General features: G+C 70.0%; 21 protein-coding genes. 18 read left to right on the plus strand and 3 right to left on the minus strand.

Annotated features, from left to right (window positions below):
* Positions 1-7: 7 nt before the first annotated feature.
* The 12 genes from BJY18_RS32325 (at position 8) to BJY18_RS32380 (ending at position 16,173) form a co-directional block, all read left to right on the plus strand.
* A complete protein-coding gene (locus BJY18_RS32325) occupies positions 8-1,165 on the plus strand; it encodes an inositol-3-phosphate synthase (RefSeq protein WP_184783652.1) in 1,158 nt (385 codons plus the stop codon).
* Positions 1,162-2,010 carry an SCO3242 family prenyltransferase gene (locus BJY18_RS32330; RefSeq protein ID WP_184783653.1) on the plus strand — a complete coding sequence of 283 codons (849 nt, stop codon included), beginning with the start codon at positions 1,162-1,164 and terminating at the stop codon, positions 2,008-2,010. The genes BJY18_RS32325 and BJY18_RS32330 overlap by 4 nt, the downstream gene beginning before the upstream one ends.
* Positions 2,007-3,452: an EboA domain-containing protein gene (locus tag BJY18_RS32335; protein WP_184783654.1), complete on the plus strand. Its 1,446-nt coding sequence runs from the start codon at positions 2,007-2,009 to the stop codon at positions 3,450-3,452. Before BJY18_RS32330 ends, BJY18_RS32335 begins: the two co-directional genes overlap by 4 nt.
* Positions 3,422-4,285 (plus strand): TatD family hydrolase, encoded by an 864-nt coding sequence (locus BJY18_RS32340; protein ID WP_184783655.1) that lies wholly within the window; start codon positions 3,422-3,424, stop codon positions 4,283-4,285. Before BJY18_RS32335 ends, BJY18_RS32340 begins: the two co-directional genes overlap by 31 nt.
* Complete coding sequence (eboE, locus tag BJY18_RS32345; RefSeq protein WP_184783656.1) at positions 4,282-5,373, plus strand: metabolite traffic protein EboE; 1,092 nt, start codon at positions 4,282-4,284, stop codon at positions 5,371-5,373. Before BJY18_RS32340 ends, eboE begins: the two co-directional genes overlap by 4 nt.
* Complete coding sequence (locus BJY18_RS32350) at positions 5,370-6,743, plus strand: alkaline phosphatase family protein (protein WP_184783657.1); 1,374 nt, start codon at positions 5,370-5,372, stop codon at positions 6,741-6,743. Before eboE ends, BJY18_RS32350 begins: the two co-directional genes overlap by 4 nt.
* A gap of 102 nt (positions 6,744-6,845) precedes the next feature.
* Positions 6,846-7,850 carry a sugar phosphate isomerase/epimerase family protein gene (locus BJY18_RS32355; RefSeq protein ID WP_184783658.1) on the plus strand — a complete coding sequence of 335 codons (1,005 nt, stop codon included), beginning with the start codon at positions 6,846-6,848 and terminating at the stop codon, positions 7,848-7,850.
* 10 nt (positions 7,851-7,860) lie between these two features.
* The gene (locus BJY18_RS32360; RefSeq protein ID WP_184783659.1) at positions 7,861-8,751 is read left to right on the plus strand and encodes a sugar phosphate isomerase/epimerase family protein; all 891 of its coding nucleotides are present in this window, start codon (positions 7,861-7,863) and stop codon (positions 8,749-8,751) included.
* Positions 8,752-8,766: 15 nt separating this feature from the next.
* Positions 8,767-9,792, plus strand: coding sequence for a multicopper oxidase domain-containing protein (locus tag BJY18_RS32365; RefSeq protein ID WP_184783660.1), 1,026 nt, complete (start codon positions 8,767-8,769; stop codon positions 9,790-9,792).
* A gap of 30 nt (positions 9,793-9,822) precedes the next feature.
* A complete protein-coding gene (locus BJY18_RS32370; RefSeq protein ID WP_184783661.1) occupies positions 9,823-13,761 on the plus strand; it encodes a ThuA domain-containing protein in 3,939 nt (1,312 codons plus the stop codon).
* Between the two features lie 71 nt (positions 13,762-13,832).
* Entirely contained in the window at positions 13,833-15,710 is a 1,878-nt protein-coding gene (locus BJY18_RS32375) for an OmpL47-type beta-barrel domain-containing protein (RefSeq protein WP_184783662.1), read from the plus strand.
* Between the two features lie 208 nt (positions 15,711-15,918).
* On the plus strand, positions 15,919-16,173 hold the full coding sequence (locus BJY18_RS32380) for a hypothetical protein (protein WP_184783663.1): 255 nt from the start codon (positions 15,919-15,921) through the stop codon (positions 16,171-16,173).
* Positions 16,174-16,295: 122 nt separating this feature from the next.
* Here BJY18_RS32380 and BJY18_RS32385 read toward each other — a convergent pair whose 3' ends face one another.
* Both BJY18_RS32385 and BJY18_RS32390 read right to left on the minus strand, forming a co-directional pair.
* A complete protein-coding gene (locus BJY18_RS32385) occupies positions 16,296-17,369 on the minus strand; it encodes a winged helix DNA-binding domain-containing protein (RefSeq protein WP_184783664.1) in 1,074 nt (357 codons plus the stop codon).
* A gap of 68 nt (positions 17,370-17,437) precedes the next feature.
* On the minus strand, positions 17,438-18,835 hold the full coding sequence (locus tag BJY18_RS32390; protein ID WP_184783665.1) for a purine-cytosine permease family protein: 1,398 nt from the start codon (positions 18,833-18,835) through the stop codon (positions 17,438-17,440).
* A 212-nt stretch (positions 18,836-19,047) separates the two neighbouring features.
* Between BJY18_RS32390 and BJY18_RS32395 the strand changes: the two genes are divergently transcribed.
* Entirely contained in the window at positions 19,048-19,377 is a 330-nt protein-coding gene (locus BJY18_RS32395; protein ID WP_184783666.1) for a VOC family protein, read from the plus strand.
* Between the two features lie 291 nt (positions 19,378-19,668).
* Here BJY18_RS32395 and BJY18_RS32400 read toward each other — a convergent pair whose 3' ends face one another.
* Positions 19,669-20,340, minus strand: a complete 672-nt coding sequence (locus BJY18_RS32400; protein WP_184783667.1) for a fasciclin domain-containing protein — start codon at positions 20,338-20,340, stop codon at positions 19,669-19,671.
* 427 nt (positions 20,341-20,767) lie between these two features.
* Here BJY18_RS32400 and BJY18_RS32405 point away from each other — a divergent pair, with 427 nt between their 5' ends.
* From BJY18_RS32405 to BJY18_RS32425, 5 genes are all read left to right on the plus strand, one after another.
* On the plus strand, positions 20,768-21,487 hold the full coding sequence (locus tag BJY18_RS32405) for an anti-sigma factor (protein WP_184783668.1): 720 nt from the start codon (positions 20,768-20,770) through the stop codon (positions 21,485-21,487).
* 197 nt (positions 21,488-21,684) lie between these two features.
* A complete protein-coding gene (locus BJY18_RS32410) occupies positions 21,685-22,062 on the plus strand; it encodes a YbaB/EbfC family nucleoid-associated protein (protein WP_184783669.1) in 378 nt (125 codons plus the stop codon).
* Positions 22,059-22,373, plus strand: coding sequence for a hypothetical protein (locus tag BJY18_RS32415; RefSeq protein WP_184783670.1), 315 nt, complete (start codon positions 22,059-22,061; stop codon positions 22,371-22,373). Before BJY18_RS32410 ends, BJY18_RS32415 begins: the two co-directional genes overlap by 4 nt.
* On the plus strand, positions 22,370-23,305 hold the full coding sequence (locus tag BJY18_RS32420) for a WXG100-like domain-containing protein (protein ID WP_184783671.1): 936 nt from the start codon (positions 22,370-22,372) through the stop codon (positions 23,303-23,305). The genes BJY18_RS32415 and BJY18_RS32420 overlap by 4 nt, the downstream gene beginning before the upstream one ends.
* The gene (locus tag BJY18_RS32425) at positions 23,305-23,766 is read left to right on the plus strand and encodes a hypothetical protein (protein WP_184783672.1); all 462 of its coding nucleotides are present in this window, start codon (positions 23,305-23,307) and stop codon (positions 23,764-23,766) included. The genes BJY18_RS32420 and BJY18_RS32425 overlap by 1 nt, the downstream gene beginning before the upstream one ends.
* Positions 23,767-23,771 lie beyond the last annotated feature (5 nt).

The raw sequence follows: 23,771 nt of genomic DNA on the forward strand, positions 1-23,771 counted from the left end.
TGGACACATGCCCGCTCAGCAACGCACTGGCCTCTGGTTGATCGGAGCCCGGGGGTCGGTCGCCACGACCGCGGCGGTGGGGCTGCTCGCCCTGCGGGCCCGGATCGCCGGGCCGACCGGCTGTGTCACCGAGCTGCCCGCGTTCGCCGGTGCCGGCCTGCCCGGCTGGGACGACCTCGTGCTCGGCGGGCACGACGTGGTGCACACCCCGCTGGAGAAGCGGGCCGAGCAGCTGGCGCACGCCGGGGTGTTCGGGCAGTCGGTCTTCGCCGCCGTCCGCTCCGGACTGTCCGAAGTGGACGCCGAAATCCGTGACGGCTACCATCCCGCGGCGCATACCGGCGCGCAGGCCCCGGCCGCCGAACGGCTTTCCGCCGACATCCGGGACTTCGCCGAGCGGAACGGTCTCGCCCGCGTCGTGGTGGTCAACGTCTCCTCCACCGAGGCCCCGTGCCCGCGTTTGCCGGAGCACGACGACCTCGGTGCGCTCGAAACGGCGCTGGCCGACCCCGCACGGGCGGTGCTGCCGCCCAGTTCGCTGGCGGCGTACGCGGCTTTGCGGGCGGGCTGTCCGTATGTCGAGTTCACGCCGTCCGCGGGCGTCACGTTGCCGGCGTTGCAGCAGCTCGCCGAGCGGGAAGGCCTGCCGTACGCGGGGTGCGACGGCAAGACCGGGGAGACGTTGCTGCGCACGGTGCTGGCCCCGATGTTCGGCGCGCGGGCGCTGAAGGTGCGGTCGTGGGCGGGCACCAACCTGCTGGGTGGCGGGGACGGCGAGACGCTGGCGGATCCGGTGACAGTGGCCAGCAAGCTGGAGTCCAAAGCGCGTGGACTCGCGGCGTTGCTCGGCGACGACGTCACCGCGCCCCTGCACATCGACAACGTGCCCGACCTCGGCGAGGTCAAGACCGCCTGGGATCACGTGTCCTTCGAGGGATTCCTCGGCGCACGGATGAATCTGCAGTTCACCTGGACCGGCTACGACTCCGCGCTCGCCGCGCCGCTCGTGCTGGACCTGGCCCGGCTGGTGGCGGCCGCGCACGCCGCGGGAGCGCGTGGTGCCCTGACCGAGCTCGGGTTCTTCTTCAAGGACCCGCTCGGCAGTGACGAGCACCGGTTCGCCGAGCAGACCGCGCGCCTGCTCTCCTGGGCCGGGTCGCTGTGAAGGCCTACGTGGAGCTGGTGCGGGCGCCGGCCGCGCTGACCGCGCTCGGTGACCCGGTCGCCGGATCGGCCGCGGCGGGTCTGCGGATGACCGGACGACGGTTGCTGCTGCCGTTGTCCTCGGCCGCCTTCTACTGGGCCGGGATGGCGCTCAACGACTGGGCGGACCGGAAGCTCGACGCGGTGGAACGTCCGGAGCGGCCCATTCCGTCCGGGCGGGTGAGCGCCGGTTCCGCGCTGGCCACCGGGACCGCGCTGACCGCTGCCGGGCTCGGCCTCGCCGCGCTCGGTGGCGGCCGGAAGACGGTACAGGTGGCGGTTCCGCTGGCCGCGGCGGTGTGGGCCTACGACACCGTGTTCAAGCCGACGCCGGCCGGACCGGTCGCGATGGCGGTCTGCCGCACCCTCGACGTGCTGCTCGGCGCCGGTGACCAGCCCGGTAAAGCGGCCGGAGCCGCGGCGGCGGTCGGCGTGCATACCCTCGGCGTCACCGCGCTGTCGACAGGGGAGGTACACGGCGCTGACGCGACGACTGCCCGTGTTGCCCTGGCTACCAGCTGTGCGGCGACAACGTTGGCATTGACCGGACCTGCTCGTGGCGGCTGGCGCCGGCTCGTCTCGATGACGGCTGCCTCGGGGTACGCCGGCCTGGTCGGGCGGGCACAGGCGGCCGCGGTCCGTGATCCGTCGGCGCCGGCTGTGCGCACGGCGACGGTGACCGGCATCCACGGCATGGTCCCCCTGCAGGCGGCTGTCGCGGCCAAGCACACGGTGCTGGGCGCCGCACTCGTGAGCGCCGCCCTCCCGCTGGCCCGGAAACTGTCCAGGAAGGTGAGCCCGACATGAGCTTCCACCTCGGTTACGGCACCAACGGGTTCGCCAACCACCGGCTCGACGACGCGCTCGCGGTCATCGCCGACCTCGGCTACACCGGGGTGGCGCTGACGCTGGACCACGACCACCTCGACCCGTTCTCCGGTGAGCTGCCCCGCCGGGTCGGTCGGCTCGCGTCGCGGCTTTCCTCGCTCGGCCTGCACCGGGTGGTGATCGAGACCGGTGCCCGGTACCTGCTGGATCCGTGGCACAAGCATTCGCCGACCCTGCTGTCCGACGATCCGGCGCCGCGAATCGCGTTCCTGAGCAAGGCGCTGGAGATCGCCGGGGACCTCGGCGCCGACTGTGTCTCCTTCTGGTCCGGTGTGTCCACTGTGGAAGACGACCTCGCGTGGTCCCGATTGCGCTCCGGGGTCGCCGCGGTGCTGGGGCAGGCGGAGCGACACGGTGTCCGGCTCGCCATGGAACCCGAACCCGGGCATCTCGTGCGGCACTTGAGCCAGGTGCTGGACCTGCGCAAGGAACTCGGTGAACCGGAGCTGTTCGGCGTCACCCTCGACGTCGGGCACTGCGTTGCCGTGGAACCGGCCGACGCGGCGGAGTGCGTACGTCTCGCCGGTCCGCTGCTGTGGAACGTGCAGCTCGACGACATGCTGCCGAACGTCCACGAGCACCTGGAATTCGGCGACGGACAGCTGGATCTCGCGGGCACGCTCGCGGCGCTGGCGGACATCGGCTACACCGGGCTGGCCGCGGTGGAGCTGCCCCGGCACAGCCACGCCGCGCCGGACACCGCCCGGCGTGCGTTCACCGCGCTGAGCGCCGCGATGCCGTGGCCGGTGCAGGCGGAACACCGCATCCGTGCGAAGCCTTCGGCCATCGGCACGCTTTTCCCGGCGGTCGGCCGGGTGGCCGGACGCGACGCACTGGAGCCGGCGACCGACCCGCAGGGTCTCGTGCACGGCACGGCCGACGACCGGGTCCGGGTCCGGCTGGTCGCGGCGCTGGCCGAGGTCCTCGACGACCCGGCGCTGGCCGCGGAGCTTCGTGACCTGTACCGCTACGGCGACGATGCCGAGCGGCGCGGGGTTCTGCGTGCGCTCAACGCGACGGAGTCCCCTGGCGCCGAAGTCACCCGCGCCGGGCTGGAGCTGGTCGGGGACGCTCTGCGAGCCAACGACACCCGGCTCGTCGCGGCGGCGATGGGCAGCTTCGGCGCCCGGTTCCTCGACGACCACGCCTGGCGGCACGGGGTGCTGAAATGCGTGTTCACCGGCGTGCCGCTGGCCGCGGTCGCGGACCTGAAAACTCGCGCGGACGACGAGCTGCTGCGGATGCTCGCCGATTTCGCCGACGAACGCCGGGCGGCCGGTCGCACTGTCTCCGCCGACGCTCTGGACCTGCTCAAGGAAGGTGACCAGCGGTGCGCATCTTCGATCCCCACATCCACATGACGTCCCGGACCACCGACGACTACGAGGCGATGTACGCGGCGGGTGTCCGCGCGCTCGTCGAACCCGCGTTCTGGCTCGGGCAACCGCGCACCGGGGTCGGCTCGTTCACCGACTACTTCGACGGGCTGATCGGCTGGGAACGCTTCCGTGCCGGCCAGTTCGGCATCCGGCACCACTGCACCATCGCGCTGAACCCCAAGGAGGCCAACGATCCCCGCTGCCGCGAAGTACTCGGGGTGCTGCCGAGGTACCTGGCCAAGGACGGGGTGGTCGCGGTCGGCGAGGTCGGCTACGACTCGATGACCCGGGAGGAGGACGAGGTCTTCGCGCGGCAGCTGGAGCTGGCCGTGGAGCACGAGCTGCCGGTGCTGGTGCACACTCCGCACCGGGACAAGCTGGAAGGCACCAAGCGGACCCTCGACGTGGTCCGGGAGTCCGGGATCCCGCCGGAGCGGGTGACCGTGGACCACCTCAACGAGGTCACCGTCAAGCTCGTGAAGGACTCCGGATCCTGGATGGGGTTCTCCATCTACCCGGACACCAAAATGGACGAACACCGGATGGTCGCGCTGCTGCGTCAGTACGGCCTGGAGCAGATGATCGTCAACTCGGCCGCGGACTGGGGCCGCTCGGATCCGCTGAAGACCGCGAAAACCGGGCAGGCAATGCTCGACGACGGCTTCACCGAGGCCGACGTGGACCGGGTGCTGTGGCAGAACCCGGTCGAGTTCTACGGCCAGAGCGGACGGCTCACGCTCGATCCACTGCCCGGGTTCAGCGGCGAGCCGCAGGAGTTCGCCGGCAACTCGGTGCTGCGGGGTGCCCGCAAATGATCTCCTACTGCACGAACGTGCATCCCGCGGAGGACGTCGCCGGTATCGTCGCGCAACTGGAACGGTACGCGTTGCCGGTGCGTGAGCGGCTCGGCGCGGACCGGCTCGGTGTCGGACTGTGGCTTTCCGCCCCGGTCGCCCGTGGGCTCGCCGACGATGTGGCTGCGCGCAAAGCGTTGCGTGCGGAGCTGGACGCACGCGGCCTGGCGGTCTACACGCTGAACGCCTTTCCCTACGGTGGTTTTCACGACGAAGTCGTGAAGCACGCGGTCTACCGTCCCCGATGGACGGACCGCGAGCGGGTGGCCTACACGATCGACTGCGTGACCGTCTTGGCCGATCTGCTGGCTGAAGACGCTTCGTACGGCAGCATTTCCACCCTTCCGCTGGGCTGGCGTGACCCGTGGACGGCCTACGACGACCGGTGTGCGTCGGAGGCGATCGACCAGGTCGTTCGGGTGATCCGGATCTTCGCCGCGGCCGGGGACCGGCCGATCCGGCTGGCCGTGGAGCCCGAACCCGGATGTGTCCTCGACACCGTGGACGATGCGCTGGGCTGGCTGTCCGGCCGGGTCGATCCGGCCTACGTCGGTCTGTGCCTGGACACCTGCCACCTCGCGGTTTCCTTCGCCGACCCGGCGGAAACGCTGGCCGCCATCGCGGCGTCCGAAGTGGACGTCGTCAAGGTGCAGGCGTCCGCGGCGTTGCACGTGCCGAAGCCGGCCGAGGCGCGCGATGCCTTGGCGACGTTCGCCGAACCCCGTTACCTGCACCAGGTTCGCGAACTCGACGCGGTCGGGGTGGTGCACCGGGCCGACGATCTTCCCGGCGCCTGGGAGGAGCTGCCCGGAGAGGGGCCGTGGCGGGTGCACTTCCACCTGCCACTGCACCAGGCTCCGGCCGCGCCGCTGGCCACGACCACGGACGTGCTGCGCACGGTGGCCGCCGGGCTGCCCGGCCGGCCGCACCTCGAGGTCGAGACCTACACCTGGAGCGTGTTGCTGGGCGCGGGCGACCTGGTCGGCGGGATCGCCGCGGAACTCGCCTGGGCACAGGCGAACCTGATCGGGGAAGGGAGCGCCGCGTGAAGCCGTTGGTGGTTCTCGACGTCGTCGGACTGACCCCGAAGGCCCTGCGGCACATGCCGAAGCTGTCGGAGATCGCCCGCGACGGCTGGCAGGCCGAACTGGGCACGGTGCTGCCCGCGGTCACCTGCAGTGCGCAGTCGACGTTCCTCACCGGGTTGCTGCCCGCGCAGCACGGCATCGTGGGCAATGGCTGGTACTTCCGCGAGCTGGGTGAGATCTTCCTGTGGCGCCAGCACAACCGGCTCGTCGGCGGCGAAAAGCTGTGGGAGACCGCGCGGGCCGCACACCCCGGCTACACCTCGGCGAACGTCTGCTGGTGGTACGCGATGGGGATGTCCACCGACGTCACGGTGACGCCGCGGCCGATCTACCACGCCGACGGACGCAAGTCGCCGGACGCCTACGTGCGCCCGCCCGAGCTGCACGACCGGCTCACCGGCGAGCTCGGGGAGTTCCCGCTTTTCCAGTACTGGGGCCCCACCGCGTCGCTCAAGTCGAGCAAGTGGGTGATCGGCGCGTCGCGGCAGATCCTGCGCGAGCGCCGTCCGGATCTGCTGCTGACCTACGTCCCGCACCTGGACTACGACCTGCAGCGCTTCGGTCCCGACGCACCACAGGCGGCAAAGGCCGCACGGGAGCTGGACAAGGCACTCGCGCCACTGCTGGACGATGCCCGCAACGCCGGCGCGACGGTGGTCGTGCTCAGCGAGTACGGCATCACCGACGTGCACCGGCCGGTGGATCTCAACCGGGCGCTGCGCCGGGAAGGACTGCTGGAGGTCTACACCCAGGCCGGTATGGAGTACCTGGATCCCTGGGCCTCACGCGCGTTCGCCGTCGCCGATCACCAGGTCGCGCACCTCTACGTCCGCGACGAGTCCGATGTGGATCGAGTACGCGCGATCGCGCACGAACTGTCCGGAGTGGACGAGGTACTGGACCGCGAAGCCCAGGCGAAGTACGGAATCGACCACGAGCGCGCCGGTGAACTCGTCGCTGTCGCCGAGCCCGACTCCTGGTTCACTTACTACTACTGGCTCGACGACGCGCGCAAACCCGACTTCGCCCGCGGCGTCGAGATCCACCGCAAGCCCGGCTACGACCCGGCCGAGCTGTTCTTCGATCCCCAGGACCGGTTCGCCAAGGCGCGGGCCGGGCTCAACCTGGGCAAGAAGTTCGCCGGACTGCGTTACGCGATGGACGTCGTCCCGACCGATCCCCGGTGGGTGCGTGGTTCGCACGGCAGGCTGCCGGATTCCTCTGCCGACGGCCCGGTGCTGCTCTGCTCGGACCCGGCCGGCGAACCCTCCGGCCGGATCGCGGCGACCGGCGTGCACCCGCTGCTGCTTTCGCTGCAAGGACTCAAGTAACCCACCCGCACGACCCGCGTCCCGTTTCCTTGATCGCCGTCGCTCATCGAAAGGATCGCCCATGACCCTGTCCCCGCACCGACGCAGTATCGAGGAGCCCCGGTGAGCCGGCCGATCACCCTGTTCACCGGGCAGTGGGCGGATCTCCCGTTCACCGAGGTGTGCAAGCTCGCCGGCGAATGGGGCTATGACGGCCTCGAGATCGCCTGCTCCGGCGACCACTTCGAGGTCGACCGCGCACTGTCCGAAAAGGACTACGTGCCCGGCAGGCTGCGGCTTTTGGAAGAGCACGGCCTGAAGGTCTGGGCCATTTCCAACCACCTCGTGGGTCAGGCCGTGTGCGACGACCCCATCGACGAACGCCACCAGGCCATCATCCCCTCCCGGGTGTGGGGTGACGGTGAACCCGAGGGCGTCCGGCAGCGGGCCGCGCAGGAGATGGCCGACACCGCACGGGCGGCGGCGAAACTCGGGGTGTCGACGGTGATCGGCTTCACCGGTTCGAAGACCTGGAAGTACGTGGCGATGTTCCCGCCGGTCTCGCAGGCGGTGATCGACGAGGGCTACCAGGACTTCGCCGACCGGTGGAACCCGATCCTCGACGTGTTCGACGAGGTGGGCGTGCGGTTCGCACACGAGGTGCACCCGTCGGAGATCGCCTACGACTACTGGACCACGAAACGCGCGCTCGAGGCCGTGGGCAACCGGGCGGCCTTCGGGCTGAACTGGGACCCGTCGCACTTCGTCTGGCAGGACCTCGATCCGGTCGGCTTCATCCTCGATTTCGCCGACCGGATCTACCACGTGGACTGCAAGGACACCCGCAAGCGGTTCGACGGGCGCAACGGCCGGCTGGGCTCGCACCTGCCCTGGGGCGATCCCCGGCGTGGCTGGGACTTCGTCTCGACCGGGCACGGCGACGTGCCCTGGGAGGACTGCTTCCGGGCACTCAACTCGATCGGCTACGCCGGTCCGGTCTCGGTGGAGTGGGAGGACGCCGGGATGGACCGGCTCCGCGGCGCCGCCGAGGCGGTGACCTACCTGCGGAAACTCCTGTTCGACAAGCCGTCGGCGGCCTTCGACGCGGCTTTCAGCAACCAGAAGTGAGGGCGGTTCCATGTGCGGTGAAGAAGCTGAGAAGTTCCACTCCCGGCGTGCCATCCTCCGTGGCGCCGCGACGGCGGCGGTGGCGGCCGGTGCCGCGGTGACCCTGCCGGGCGTGGCCGGCGCCGCGACCACGACCGCGGCCCAGCCTGCCGGTTTCGGGCACGGCCACCTGCGGGTTCCGGTCGACAAGATCAGCATCCAGCTCTACTCCCTGCGTACCGCGCTGGAGGCGGACCTGGAGGGCACCCTGTCCGCGCTGGCCGACATCGGCTACCGCAAGGTCGAACTCGCCGGGACCTACGGGCGCACGGCGAAGGAATTCCGCCGTCTGCTGGACAAATACCGGATCAAGGCGACCTCCACGCACGTCGGCATCGACGGTGATCTGGACCAGACCATCGCCGACGCACGCACCCTCGGCAACACCCGGGCGAACGTGCCGTTCGCGGCCTTCGACACCATCGATGGCTGGAAGCAGTTCGCCGGGCAGCTCGAGGACGCCGGACGGGCCTTCCGGCGGGCCGGTATCCCGCTCGGCTACCACAACCACGCACACGAGTTCGAGCCGATCGACGGAGTCCGCCCGTACGACGTGCTGGCCGCGAACACCAGCGGCCGGTACGTGCACCTGGAGATCGACCTGTTCTGGGCGGTCGAGGGCGGGGCCGATCCGATCAAGCTGTACTGGCAGAACTTCCCGCGCGTGCCGCAGTACCACGTGAAGGACCGCACCGCCGACGGGCAGATGGTCGACCCGGGTGCCGGGGTCATCGACTTCCCGCGGATCTTCCGCAGCACCCTGCCCAACCTGCACGAGTACATCGTCGAGCACGACATGCCGACCGACCCGCTCGCCACCGCGCAGGCCGGGTTCCGCTACCTGCACACCGTCCGTTTCTGACCGGAAAGGTCCACTATGGACAGGAAGACCAAGAGCGGGCTGTCCCGGAGATCGATGCTCGCGGGGACCGCGGCAGGGGTGCTGGCCCCGGTCGTGGTGGCCGGTGCCGGTGCGACGCCGGCCGCCGCCGCGGGACAGGCCCGCAACATCACCCTTTACGCCGACACGGTGGCCGGCACGACCCGCGTCGGGTACGGGCTGGAGCCCGGCAAGCCGACCATCCCCGGTCCGCTGCTGGAATGCTACGAGGGCGACACGCTGGTGATCGAGCTGGTCAACCGGACCGACCAGCGGCTCTCGATCCATCCGCACGGGGTCAACTACGAGACCACTTCGGACGGTTCGCCGCTCAACAACTCGTTCAACGAACCGTACGAGACCAAGACCTACACCTGGAAAACGCGGACCGCGAGCCAGGCGGCCAACGGTTTCTGGATGCCCGGCAGCGCCGGCTACTGGCACTACCACGACCACGCGCTCGGCGGTGACCACGGAACCGCGGGCCTGATGAAGGGCCTCTACGGCGGGCTGATCGTGCGCAAACGCGGCGATCTGCTGCCCAGCAAGCAGTTCACCGTGGTGTTCACCGAGATGTGGATCAACCACCAGATGGCGCCGGACACCCCGATCTTCGAGGCGAACCTGGGGGAGCGGGTCGAGTTCATCTGCATCGGGCACGGCAACCTGATGCACACCTTCCACCTGCACGCGCACCGCTGGGCCGACACCCGCACCGGCATGCTCACCAGCGCGACGGACAACGCCTCGATCGTCGACAACAAGACGCTCGATCCCGGGTGCTCCTTCGGCTTCCAGGTGATCGCCGGGTCCGGCGTCGGCCCGGGCGCGTGGATGTACCACTGCCACGTGCAGCAGCACTCGGACGACGGCATGTCCGGGCTGTTCCTGGTCCGCGAGGCCGACGGCGGGATGCCGCCCGGTGCGCAGGACGCGATCGACCACTTCAAGGGCCACCACCATCCGACCGCGAAACCGGAGGGCAGTACCGATGCCGCAGCCAGCGCGCACATGCACCACTAGGCCGCCCGTCACCAGGAAGGAGCGAAGCAGATGAGACGACGTGCTTTCCGGTTCGGCCTGCGCCGCAGGTCGCTGTCGGCCCTCGCGGCCGGGGCGGTGGTGGGCGCGGGACTCCCGCTCGTGGTCACGCCGGCCGCCGAAGCCGCGACGAACGTCCCCATCAACGTCCTGGTGTTCCACGGAGCCGCAGGGGACCAGAAGGACCCGGTCCTGCGGGCCACCGACGCGATCGCGAGCCTGGGGCAGGCAAACGGCATCACCGTGACGTCCTCTTCGGACCCCGCGGTGTTCACTCCGGCGACGCTGGCCAAGTACCGCGGGGTCGTCTTCCTTTCCTCGCAGGGCACCGAGCTCGACCGGGACCAGGAAACGTCGCTGCAGAACTACATGAAGGACGGCGGCGGTTTCCTCGGCCTGTCCGACGCGGCCAAGGCACAGGACGGTTCGCAGTGGTTTTCCGGGCTGATCGGGGCGCGCCCGGTGGGCAGCAGGCCGACGCCGCAGGCGATCACCGCGAGCGGCGAGAACCCGCCGAACGAGACCAAGGAGAAGCTGGCCGACAACGACCCGAGCACCAAGTGGCTGAGCAAGGAGCCGACCGGGTGGGTCGCCTACCAGATGTCCGCGCCGATCACGGTGAACAGCTACACCCTGGTCTCCGGCAACGACTACGCCGGCCGTGACCCGAAGGACTGGACCCTGCAGGGTTCCGACGACGGCACCACGTGGACGGACCTGGACACTCGGACCGGCGAGACGTTCGCCGATCGCCAGCAGACCCGCACGTTCCCGGTCACCGGTGCCAAGGCCTACGCCCACTACCGGCTGAACATCACCGCGAACGCCGGGGAACCGCTGCTGCAGCTGGCCGATTTCCGGCTGGACACCGACCAGTCCACCCCACCGCCGGAAGGCGATCCGGCGAAGGCCACCGTCGATGTACTCGACAAGCTGAACCCGGCCACTGCCGGCCTGCCGCAGAAGTGGGTCCGCACCGACCGGTGGCTCAACTGGGACGTCAACCCGGTCGGCACCGTGCACACCGTCGCGCAGGTCGAGGAGGCCGGTTACACCCCGGGCGCCGGGGCGAACGGGCCGTTCCACCCGATCTCCTGGTGCCGCGACTACGACGGCGGCCGCTCGTTCTACAGCGGAATGGGCCGCACTGAGGCCAGCTACGGCGAGGCCGAGTTCCGGCAGCACATCCTCGGCGCGCTGAAGTGGACCACCGGGATGGTGCGCGGCGACTGCAAGGCGGGCATCGCGTCGAACTACAAGGTGGAACGGCTGACCGGGAAGAACCAGCCCGGCCAGCTGGACCAGATCGGTGAACCGCACGGGCTCACCATCGCGCCGGACGGCAAGGTCTTCTACATCGGCAAGGCGGCCTGCCCGACCGGTCCGGTGGTCAGCTGGGACGACCCGAACGTCGGCCTCGGCTGCGGCACGATCCACCAGTGGGACCCGGTGACGAAGAAGCCCAAGCTGCTGACGACGTTGCAGGTGATGGGCAATCGCGGCAGCGGGGACGAGCTGGTCAAGAACGAGGAGGGCCTGCTCGGTCTCACCCTGGACCCGAAGTTCAGCGAAAACGGCTGGATGTACGCCTACTGGATGCCGCACGACTCGATCGACCGGGACAAGCAGGTCGGGCGGCGCACGGTTTCGCGGTTCACCTACGACCTGAAGAACCAGACACTGGACCAGGCCACCCGTAAGGACCTGCTGTCCTGGGAGGTGCAGATCCACAGCTGCTGCCACGCCGGCGGCGGCATGGACTTCGACAAGGACGGCAACCTCTACATCGGTTCCGGTGACAACAACTCCTCCGAGGGTTCGAACGGGTACTCCGGCAACAACTGGACCGCGGACTACAAGGGCATTTCGTTCCAGGATGCCCGCCGTACCGCGGGCAACACCAACAACCTGGCCGGCAAGATCCTGCGCATCCATCCGGAGGCCGACGGCACCTACACTATTCCGGAGGGGAACCTGTTCCCCGAGGACAAGGACCCGGGGGACAAGACCCTCCCGGAGATCTACGTGATGGGCGTGCGCAACATTTCCCGGCTGCACATCGACAAGAAGACCAACTGGCTGCACGCCGCGTGGGTCGGCCCGGACGCGTCCTCGCCGAGCCCGGAACTCGGGCCGGCAAAGTACGAGACCGCGACAATCATCACCGAGGCGGGCAACCAGGGCTGGCCGTACTGCATGGGCAACAAGCAGCCCTACCGCGATCGCAGCAGCACCGACGCGGCCGTGCTCACCGGTTGGTACGACTGCGACAACCCGGTGAACACCTCGCCGCGCAACACCGGTCTGGTGAACCTGCCGCCGGTGAAGAAGAATATGATCTGGTACTCGCCCGACGGCGGCGGTCCGGTGTTCCCGAACCGTCCCGGCAGTTCCGTGCCGACCTACAACGCGGCGGACGCCACCTACACCGAACCGTACCTGCGGGGTGGCGGCCAGGCGGTGATGGACGGACCGACCTACCACCGCGATCTGGTGAACGCCAACAGCGGGGTCGCGTGGCCGGAGTACTGGAACGACAAGTGGTTCATCGGTGACGAGAGCAACGGGCAGAACCGCATCGCGGCCACTGTGGACGCCGAAGGGGTGGCGAACCAGGATCCGCCGTTGTTCGCCGAAACACTGCGCCAGATCATTCCCTCCGGTGGCGGGGACGAGAAGCTGCAGAGCTGGATGGACGCCAAGTTCGGTCCGGACGGCGCACTGTACGTGCTCGACTACGGCAGCGGCTTCTTCAGCCTGGACAGCAACCAGAAGCTGCTGAAGATCAGCTACACCGGGGGAGGGCCCACCCCGGCCGCGACGGTGTCGTCGGCCATGGTGCAGAACAAACCGCTCACCGCGGCCTTCACCGGATCGAAGGCCGGTGGCGTCTCCTACAAGTGGGATTTCGGCGACGGCACGGTTTCCACACAGGCCGATCCACGGCACACCTACGCGAATACCGGGCTCTACACCGCGAAGCTGACCGTGACCTACGCCGATGGTGAGACGGTCACGACGCGGAACTCGGTGAACGTCGGCTGCTTCCTCGCTGATCCCAGTGCGACAGTGACGCTCGGCGACACCGATACCGGGGTGCAGAACCGGAACGCGGGTGGTGGTTGCACCGTCGACGACCTGATCGACGACGAAAGCACGTGGACCTCCCACGCCGGCTTCGTCAACCAGGTCGACCAGGCGGTGGGCCGGCTGAGTGACCGCGGGGTGCTGAGCGACGACGAAGCGGGCAAGATCACCGCCGCGGCCGACGCGTCACCGATCGGCACCAAGGGGGTCACCGGCTACGACGCGATCTACGACGGTACGGCCGAGTCGTTCCGCAACTGGACACAGGCGCCGTCCGGGCAGTTCGCCATGCAGCCGGACGGCTCGCTGAAACCGTCCGGTGGGCTGGGCATGCTGTGGTACTCCGCCCGGCAGTACGGCGATTTCTCGGTGAAGCTGCAGTTCAAGGACGTGGCACCGGAGGGCAGCGCGAACAGCGGCGTGTTCATCCGGTTCCCGGACCTGCGGACCCCATTGGACCAGCGTCCGCCGGGCAGCTGCGGCACGGTCGGCGCGGCACGCACCGATCCGGCCTGGGCCGCGATCTTCTGCGGACACGAGATCCAGATCTACGACGGGGCCACCGGCGAACCGCAGAAGACCGGGTCGGTGTACAACTTCGACTCGCGCACGCTGGACCAGGCGGGCGTGCGGCCGAAGGGGACCTGGAACGACTACGAGATCAAGGTCGTCGGGCAGCACTTCACGATGATCCGCAACGGCGCGGTGATCAACGAGTTCGACAACACCCCGGGCCAGACCTCCTCGCGCGCGGGTGATCCGCCGACCGATCTCCGGCAGTTCGTCAGCGGGTACATCGGCCTGCAGAACCACAGTGACAACGACCTGATGGAGTTCCGCAACATCCGGGTGCGGCAGCTGTAATCCGGAACCCGGCCGGGGGCGGGCGCTCCGCCCGTCCCCGGCCGGTCCCTCGCACGGAAGGTTTCCCCGCGATGTCCCCGAGAACCCTCGTCGTGGCGGTGCTGGCCGCAGCGCTCGCCCTGCTGGGCCTGACGCTGCCGGGCTCCGCGGCGGCCTCGAGCAGTGCCGCCGCCGCGCCGGTCCAGACTCTGACCTGGACCGCGGGCAACAGCACCGACCACTACCTGTCCGCGCCGACCACCGCGGTGGCCGGCGAAACGCTGATCCTGTTCCAGAACACCGAAGCCCTCGGCTCGACGATGTCGCACACGCTCACCTTCGACACCACGACCGAGGGGTACAACCACGACGTCGACCTGAACATCCTCGCCAACCCCTACGACGACCAGGGCGGCGAGCACGAAGCGACCGTCACGCTCACCCCCGGCAAATACCGTTACCACTGCACGGTTCAGGGCCACACCCAGATGCAGGGTGAACTGATTGTGACCGACGGCGGTGGCGGTTCGGACACCACCCCGCCGACGGTGACCGCGACGGTCGACGGGAACAAGGACACCGACGGCAACTACGTCGGTTCCGCGACCGTGAAGCTGGACGCCACCGACAGTCAGTCCGGAGTGGACAAAGTCGAGTACAAACTGGACGAAGGCGAGTGGACCGCGTACTCCGCCCCGGTCGTCGTCGATTCCGTCGGCGCGCACATGGTGCACTACAAGGCGACCGACAAGGAGGGCAACGCTTCCGAGGAAGGAATGTCGTCGTTCAGCGTCGTGGCCGGGCAGCCCGGGGACGACACTCCGCCGACGGTGACCGCGGAGGTGACGGGGGAGCAGGACGCCGACGGCAACTACCTCGACACCGCCACGGTGAAGCTGACCGCCACCGACGCCGATTCCGGCGTGGACAAGGTGGAGTACGCGCTGGACGAAGGCGAATGGACCGCGTACGCGGATCCGGTCGCGGTTTCCGCGCCGGGTATGCACATGCTGCACTACCGTGCCTCCGACAAGGCGGGCAACGCTTCCGAGGAGGGCATGGCGCACTTCACCGTGGTCAGCAGCGACACGACCGCGCCGACGGTCACCGCGGAGGTCGCGGGTAACCAGGACGCCGACGGCAACTATGTCGGCAAAGCGACCGTGACCGTGAAGGCCGCCGACGACGAATCCGGTGTGGACAAGACCGAGTACAAGGTGGACGAGGGCGAGTGGACCGCGTATGCGGAGCCGGTCGTCGTGTCCACTGCGGGTGCCCATACGGTTCATTACCGGGCGACGGACAAGGCGGGCAACGCTTCGACGGAAGAAGCGGCGACGTTCACCGTGGTCGAAGGGGACGACAGCACCGCGCCGACCGTCGCCATGACGGTCAGCGGCGACCTGGACGCCAACTGGTCCTACATCGAAGAAGCGACCGTCACCGTGGAGGCCATGGACACGGGGTCCGGGGTGGCCAAGGTCGAGTACCAAGTGGACGGTGGCGAGTGGACTGTCTACACCGACCCGGTCAAGGTGACCGGGCTCGGCAAGCACACCGTGCTCCACCGCGCCACCGACAAGGCGGGCAACGTCTCGGCGGAGGAAGGCGGCGCGTTCACCATCGTTGCGGCACCGCCGGGCCCGGACGTCTGCCCGGACTCCGACACCCGGGAGACGGTGGTTCTCGGCCTCGCGGACAGCCAGGTCGAAAACCGCGACACCGGCAACGGTTGCACGATCAACGACGTGATCGACGACGAGTCGGCGTACGCGTCGAACGACCAGTTCGTGGCCTACGTCCGGGCGGTGACGCAGGAGCTGCTCGACGGCGGGGTGCTCTCGCCTGCCGAACGGAACCTGATCATCACCGCGGCGTTCGACTCCGGTGTCGGCGGCGGCGCGCAGGCCGGCATCGAGCGGAACCCGGCGGTGCAGAAGGTGGTCAAGGCGCCGGCGCGGATCGTCTGACGCTCCTCGGCGCGGGAAGCCCGGTACGTCGGTCGTCGTGACCACACTGCCGGGCTTCCTCAGGGGTGACCAGTGACGATTTTCGGTGTAAGGCTGGATTCCGGGTTCAACGGGATGGAGGTCACGCCCGGTGATCCCGCGCGGCTGATCGCCGACGCGCAGGCCGCCGACCGTGCCGGACTGGACGTGGTCACCGTGACAACCTGCCGTGCCGGCCCGCACCCATGCTGGCCAGGACGGTCAGTGCGCTGTCGGCGCTGTCGGTGGCCGGATCGCGCTCGGCGCCGGCGCCGGGGCTTTCCGGGACGAGATCGTGCGGCTCGGCGTCGAACGCCGTACCCCGGGCGCAGCGGTGCGGCTGCTGGCCGAGAGCATCACGCTGATCAGGGCGCTCACCGGGTCGTGGATGCCCCCTCGGCGCAGGACTGGCGCGGTGCCGCGTTCGCCGAAGGCCGGGTCGTGATCGACCGGGCCGCAGCCGAGGCGGGCCGGGACCCGGCCGGGCTCGCCACCATCCACAACGTCGTCGGTACGTTCGCCGGCACTCCCGCCGAGCCGTTCTCGCCTGCCGGTCAGGCCGGCATGTCAGGTGATCCGGGCGCGATCGTGGTCGCCGTCGGAGAGGAAGGACGCCAGGTGCTGGCCTTCCGCGGTGACTTCGGCGCGTTCGGCACGGGAGAGGCGGCGCAGCGGGGCGACGGACACGGTGCCTTCCTCGACCGTCCAGGTCGCGGTGACCCGGCCGTCGACCAGCACCACGCGCGCGCCGGCCACCGAGAGGCCGCGGTGCTCGTCGTCGATGATCCGGGTCCGGTCGTGGTAGCCCAGGATGGCGTTGTCGAACGCGGGCAGGAAACGCACCGGTGCCGGGGTCTCCGGATCCGGCCGGGGTGCGCCGGGCAGGTCGAGCAGTTCACGGCCTCGTTCGTCGCGGAAGCTCACCAGTTCCTCGCGGACCGCGGCCACCGCGGCGGGCAGCCCGGCCAGCCCGCACCAGGCCCGCAGGTCGGCCGACGCGGCGGGCCCGAACGCGGCCAGGTAACGCCGGACGAGGGCGGGACCGGCGGCGTCCGCGGGACCGGGATCGCGGCCCAGCCAGGTGCGCATCGGCACGTTCCGCGCCCCCGCCTTCGTGCGCCACAGCCCGCGCGGCGGTAGCTGGACCATCGGGATGAGAGCAGCCACCAGCATTTCCCCCAGCGCGCGGGTACCCGGCGCGGGCCACTGCCCGGCGAGCGCCCGGGCGAGCTCGGGCATCGAACGGGGTTCGCCGTCCGCCAGCACCGCCCGGCCCGCCGCGGCGAGCTCTTCGAGGTCCACGCCGTCGAGCTCGCGCCGGTAGGTGCCGAGCACCCGCTGGCGCAACATCGCGTCGTGCCGGGTCCGCCACGCCAGCGCGTCGTCCGCGGTCAGCAGGTGCACGGTGCGGCGCATGAGATGCGTCCGCACGACGTGGCGTCCGGTGAGCAGGTCGTCGAGCGAGCCGGGGTCGAACGCGGGCAACCGCGACCAGAGCCCGACGAACGGCTCCTGCGGTTCCTGCGCCTGCACTCCGCACAGGTGCGCGATGGCGTCGTGGACGGGCAGATCGCCGCGATCGAGCAGGAGCTGCCTTGCCAGGGTCGCGCGGTTCAGCGCGCGGGTGTCCACAGTGGTCACGCCGTCCGCTCCTTCGCGTCGAGTTCCGCGGAGTCTCTCACGCGTACCGACCCTGCCGGGCGAAGCGGTCAGACAGTGTCCTCTTCTCGCGTGGACAGTCCACGGAACTCCGGCGAGTACCGCATGGCCACGTAGTACAGGCCACCGGCCACGACCGTGCCCAGTATCCACGAGATGTCCGCGCCGCCGACGTGGGCGACCATCGGCCCGGTGTAGAACGTGGTGCTCATGAAGGGGACTTCCACGATGATCGCGGCCAGGTAGGGCAGCAGCGCCCGCCAGTTCACCCGGCCGTACTGCCCGTCCGGATCGAAGAGCGCGGACACGTCGTAGCGCTCCTTGCGCACGGCGTAGAAGTCGACGAGGTTGATCGCGGTCCACGGGATCAGGAAGTAGGCCAGGAACAGGATGAAGTTCTCGTAGTTGGCCAGGAAGTTCCCGCGCCCGGCGATGGCGATCGCGGTGGACACCACCGCGGCCGTGACGAGGTAGGCGATCCGGCCGCGCGGGCCGATCCCGTGCCGGCGCACCGCGGTCAGCGTGGTCGCGGTGGACATGAAGCAGCCGTAGAGGTTCAGCACGTTGATCGCGATGATGCCGAGGATGACGATCACCGCGAAGAGCCCGTGCGCGCCGGGCGCCAGATCGACCACGAACTGGATGGAGCCGCCGTCGAACGCCTGCCCCGCGACCGCGACCGCCACCGCGCCGAAGAGCATCATCCAGATGGTGCCCAGCACCGCACCGGCGTAGGTCCACCAGAACGCCGCGGAGACCGAGGTCGCCTTGGGCAAGTAGCGGGAGTAGTCGGCGACGTAGGGTGCGAAAGTGATCTGCCAGGTCGCCGCGACCGAGACCACCAGCAGGAACGTCCCCGGTGCCGCCCCGCCGCCGTGCCAGGCCTGTGCGACGTGGCCGGTCTGCAGCAGCCGCACGGTCAGGTAGACGAACCCGAGCGCGCTGATCAGGCTGATCCAGCGGTCCACCCGGTGGATCAGCCGGTAACCGAAGACCGCCAGCACCGTGCAGACCGCGGCCACCACCACGATCGCGAGGTCGGTGTTCATTCCGGTCGCCCCGGCCAGCGCCTGCCCGCCGAGCACCGCGCTGGTCGCGAAGAACCCGATGTACATGACGATCACCAGCAGCAGCGGCAGTATCGCGCCGTGGAACCCGAACTGCGCCCGGCTCTGGATCATCTGTGGAACGCCCAGCTTCGGCCCCTGTGCGGAATGCAGTGCCATCAGCAGCGCGCCGGCCAGGTTGCCCAGCACCAGCGCCAGCACCGCCCAGGGCAGCGAAAGCCCCAGCAGCACGCCCAACGCCCCGGTCACCATCGTGGTGACCTGCATGTTGGCCGCGAACCACACCGCGAACAGCCCGCGGGCGCGGCCGTGCCGCTCGGCTTCCGGGACGAAGTCGATGGAGCGTCGCTCCACGGTGAGCGCGCCATCCTGCTCGGCCATCACGGTCTGCTCCTGTTCCCGTCTGCGATGCCGCCATTGAAGGCGACGCGATCCGGAGAACACAGAGCCGCCGCGCGAGATCCGTCTGGTACCTCAGACTGTCCGGCCGGATTCCCGTCGTCCGGGCCTGTCTTCGCGCGAACTGGTGAAATCGACGGCCATCGGTGGTTTCCTCACCGGGTACGGTTTCGCACTCGTTCAGGAGGTTCCCGATGATCCGCCGGGTACTGGCACAGAGCACCGTCACCGACCTCGGCCGGGCCGAAGACTGGTACACCCGGCTCTTCGGCCGTGGGCCGGACGCCCGGCCGATGGCGGGGCTGCTCGAGTGGTATCCGGGGGAGACGTTCGGCCTGCAGGTGTGGGCGGAGCCGGAACGGGCCGGGCACTGCACGGTGGTGCTGGAGGAGACCGATCTCGACGCCGCCGCGGCACACGCCAGCGAGGCCGGCATCGCCCACGACGGGCCGCAGCCGGGCGGCGGTGCGCGCATCCTGCCGCTGACGGATCCGGACGGCAACCGGGTGATCTTCGCCGGCTGAAAGCGCCGGCGCCGGGACGGCGCGGAAAGGGGCCGGTCGCCGCCACCATCGTGGACGCATGCCGGCGACCGGCGGGACGCTGCCGCTGTCGCGTCCCCTGAAGGCGGATCCCCTGCTACCCGCCGACAGACCGGGTGCTGCCCGCCGGCGGACTGCGGAAGGCAGGCAGTCGGCGGGCAGCGGATGTGGACAGTGGAAGGCGGGCGAGGTGACTCCGGATGAGTGCGGAGCCACCTCGCCCGCCGGCTGCCGGACCACCCGCAAGGGGAGGTTGGTGGCCCGGGGCAGGGATTACTTGTTGGTGCCGGGGGTGAGGACCTTGTCGATCACGAAGACCGTGGCGTTCTTGGTGGGGATGTTGCCGCAGAGGACCTTCGCGCCGTTGACGGTCATGTTCTCGCCGCTGCCCTCGATCTTGACCGGGCCGCCCGCGGTGTTGAGCGAGTCCACCGAACCGGCGGCGGACAGGCCCTTGGCGTCGTAGCGCTTGCCGAGGACGTGGTACTGCAGGATCGGCGCGAGCTGGTCGGGGGCCTTGGCCAGCTCGTTGAACTTCGCGTCGCCGAGCTCGTCGAAGGCGGCGTCGGCCGGGGCGAACACGGTGATCGCGGGCTGGCTGTTGAGGGTGTCGACCAGGCTGGTGGCCTTGACCGCGGCGACCAGCTTCGTCAGCAGCGGGTTCGTCGACGCGGCGCTGGCGACCGGCTGCGGGCCCATCGAGTCCAGCGAACCCGGCTCGTTGCCCTGCGGCAGCTTCGAGCAGGCCGGTCCGAACACGTCGGCGTTGGTGGTCACACCGTCGCCGCCGGCGGCGCTGCTGGAGGCCGGGGCCGAGGACGACGGGGCGGGCGCGCTGCTGCTGGAGCTGTCACCGGACGAGGCCTCGTCGCCGCTGCTGCAGGCGGACAGGGCGATCGCGGTGACCGCGGTGAGGCCGATACCGGCGACACGGATCTTGTTCACGGGGGTTCACTCCTCCAAAGCGGCTTCGCAGTCCACTGTGGAACTGCTTGGTGACCGTGATTCGGCGCCGCCGCCGGGGTGGATGGGTGGAAAGTGCAAGTACCCCCGATCGGGTGATGCGGATCACGGATCGGGCGACGGCACCAATACCGGATCCGCTGGTCACCGAATCACCGGTGACCAGTCGCCCGGAAAAGGAAAGCCGCATGCCCGTCGCCCGCACCACCCCGCTCGCCGCCGTGCGTTCGCGGGCGATCGACCGCGTCCGTTCCGAACCAGTGTCGGGGGCCGGGCTTCTCGAGTCGTGTCGCCCGTACGACGACGTGTCCGGCACTGTCCTGTCTACTGTGGACTGTGTACGGACGGCGACTGCCACCCGCCTGCCGGCTGGGCTGGTCCGACTGCGGGGCGCGGGGGTAACACGCTCATGAGCACCGCCGACCTGCACACCCTCGCGGGTGCTTACGTACTGGACGCGGTCACCGATCGCGAGCGCGCCGCCTTCGCCCGGCACCTCGACGAATGTCTCACCTGCGCGCACGAGGTCGCCGAATTCCGCGAGACGGCGGCGGTGCTGGGCGCTGCCGCCACGGATCCGGTGCCGGACGGGCTTCGTGCCCGGGTGGTCTCCGCGGTCACCGCGACCCGGCAGCTCCCGCCCGAAGTGGATGCCGCCCCGGCGTTCGCCGAGCGCGGACCGCGTTCCTGGCGCAAGCGCGCCGGGGGCGGGATCGCGGCGGTGGCCGCCGCGACGGCATTGCTGGCCGGCGGCATCAGCATCGGTATGCAGGAGAACGATTCCGGCACGACGCAGGTAGCCGCTCCCGCCGACGTCCGGTCGGCGCCGGACGCGACGACGGTGCACGCCGACGGCGCCGGCGGTGCCGCCGGTGCGACGTTGTCCCGGCGAATGGGTCTGGTGACCGTCGAGGTCCAGCGCCTGCCGGAGCTCGCCGGCGGGCAGGCCTACCAGCTGTGGCTGATCGGCCCGCGCGGCTCGCAGTCGGCGGGTCTGGTGCACGCGAGCGAAGGGACGGTCAGCGCGGCGCTTCCGCCGGACACCGACCGGATCGCGGTGACCGCCGAACCGGCCACCGGATCGCCCCAGCCGACCACCGCGCCGATCCTGCTGCTCGGTCTCGTCTGAGCGCTCGTGTCCTCTGTGGACTGGCTGGCGCGGCTTGGTCCTTCCGACGCGTCGTCGCCCGGTGGCGGCCCGCATCGTGGCGGAAGTCGGCTCGGGACCCTTTGCGAGTTCCCGCTGCGGCGGGTGGCCGGAAGCGGTCACCCGCTCCACCGGAGGCGCCGCCGGGCGGAAAGTGGGTCCACCGACGAAGGAGGGCGATGGTGGACCGGGTACAGGCGGAGCTGGCGGCCGAGGCCGCCGACGGCGAGCGGCTGGCCGAGCGGATCCGGCGGGTCCAGGGTGGACTGGCCGGGATCACCGGCACTGCCGAGTCCGACGACGGGCTGGTCAGCGTGACCGTCGACGTGCGTGGTGCGGTGACCGAGGTGTGGCTCGACCCGCGGATCTATCGCAGTCCCGACTCGGCCGCGCTGGCCGAGGTGATCGTACGCACCTGTCGCGCGGCCGCGGATTCCGCGCAGCGGCAGGCGTTCGACGCCTCGGTGTCGGTGCTGCCGCCGGACGCGGTGCCCGGCGAGACCGATCTCGCGTTCGACCCGGTGCTGTACGGGCTCGCCCGGGAGGCCTCGCGATGACGTCGATGGAGATGGACCCGAGTGGTACCCGCAGCGCGGCGAACGGCATCGCCGCGGCGGGCAGTGACTTCGGCGGCGCGTGGGCGGCCGCGCAGGGCACGGTCACGGGCCTGTCCGGCGGGCTCGGGCAGGGTCTGCTGGGGCAGGCGTTCATGAAGGGCTACCGGCCCGCGGCCGAGAAGCTTTCCCAAGCCGCGACCCGGATTTCGGCCGGGTTGAAGTCTGCCGCGGAGGCCGGTGTCGGCGCCACCACCGACTACGAGGCGGGCGACCACGGTGCCGCTGCCGCGATGCCGAAGAGCGGCCGATGATTCCCGAACCTGCGAACGAGCTGTACGCCGCGGTGAAGGCCATGGCGAACCCGTGGCCACCGGACAACGAGGAATTCGCACAGCAACTCGGTGCGGCCTGGCAGACCGTCGGCGATTCCGCGACCAAGGCGAGCACCCAGGTCAGTGCCCTCCAGCAGGGACTGGCTTCGATGTGGCGGGACGAGGCCGGCGCGGGCTTCGGCGCGCGGCTTTCCGGCGGCGTGATGTCGTTGCAGCAGATCGGTCAGTCCTCGGCCCAGCTGGCCGCCTCGGCGATCCGTTACGCGCAGGTGCTCGTCGAGATCAAGACCGCGATCACCAAGACGATCGCGGCCAACCTGCCCACTTTCCTGCAGCTCGGCAGTCCGCTGGCCGGTCAGGCGGGTGCGGCGCAGCAGCGGGCGATGGTGGCCGAGATCGCCGCCGCGCTGCGGGCGATGGTCGAGGCCAAGGCCGCCGAACTGGGCGGTGCCACGCCCCCGCCGCCGCCCGGAAAGGACAAGGACGACGGCGTGCTGGGCTCGGTCGCCAAATGGGCCGGAGCAGCCTCCGCGGTCGCCGGCTTCGCCGCGCTCTTCCCGCCCTTGACGCCGTTCGCGGCCCCGGTCGCGGCGTTGACCGGCGGGGTGGCACTCGTCGCGCACGGCATCATCGCGAGCCAGGACCCGACGAACGGCGGGAAATGGGTCGACGTCGGCAGCGACGCCTTGGGCCTCGTCCCCGGCGTCAAAGCCGTCGGTGGTGTGGTCAAGGCGGTGCCGGAGCTGGCCACCACCGTGGACGCGATCAAGAGCACGGTGGACATCGGCCTGCAGGCGCCGGGCCTCATCGCGGAGTACAGCGACAGCCCGGAGGTCGCCGCACACGAGAAGGAAACGCAAATGGGGTCGCTCGCCTCCAATGTGTTCGGCGCGATCAAGGCGGTGCGCTGATGACGCCGGTCAAGCTCACGATGTCGATGCCCGAGCAGTTCGCCGAACTTCCGCCGGAGCAGGACCCGGCCCGCCGTGGTGAACTGGCCCGCGCCGGTGTCGTGCGGCGCGGCACCTGTTTCGCGCGCTCGGCGGCGGATCCGGAGTCGCTCGCCACCGCCGGCTTCGCCGTCCTCGTCCAGGAAGCCGGTGCCTCCGGGGACGGTGCGCTGGACTCGCTCGCCGAAGCGCTGGCCGCGCAGTGCGATACCCGCCGGATCACCGTGGAGGAGTTCCCGGCGGGTGAAGCGCTCCTGGTCGAGGAACCGATCGAACGCGGACGACAGGCGCAGGTGATCTTCGCCTTCCCGGACGGCCAGCGGATCGTCCTGCTCGGCGTCACCGGCCGGGACGACGCGGACTGGCCGGACTTCCGGCGGCTGCTCAAGAACGTCGCGAGCAGCGTCTCGTTCGGGTCGTGAGCCGG

Origin of the sequence: Amycolatopsis jiangsuensis (assembly GCF_014204865.1) — a bacterium.
In the GTDB taxonomy this organism is placed as follows: Bacteria; Actinomycetota; Actinomycetes; order Mycobacteriales; family Pseudonocardiaceae; genus Amycolatopsis; species Amycolatopsis jiangsuensis.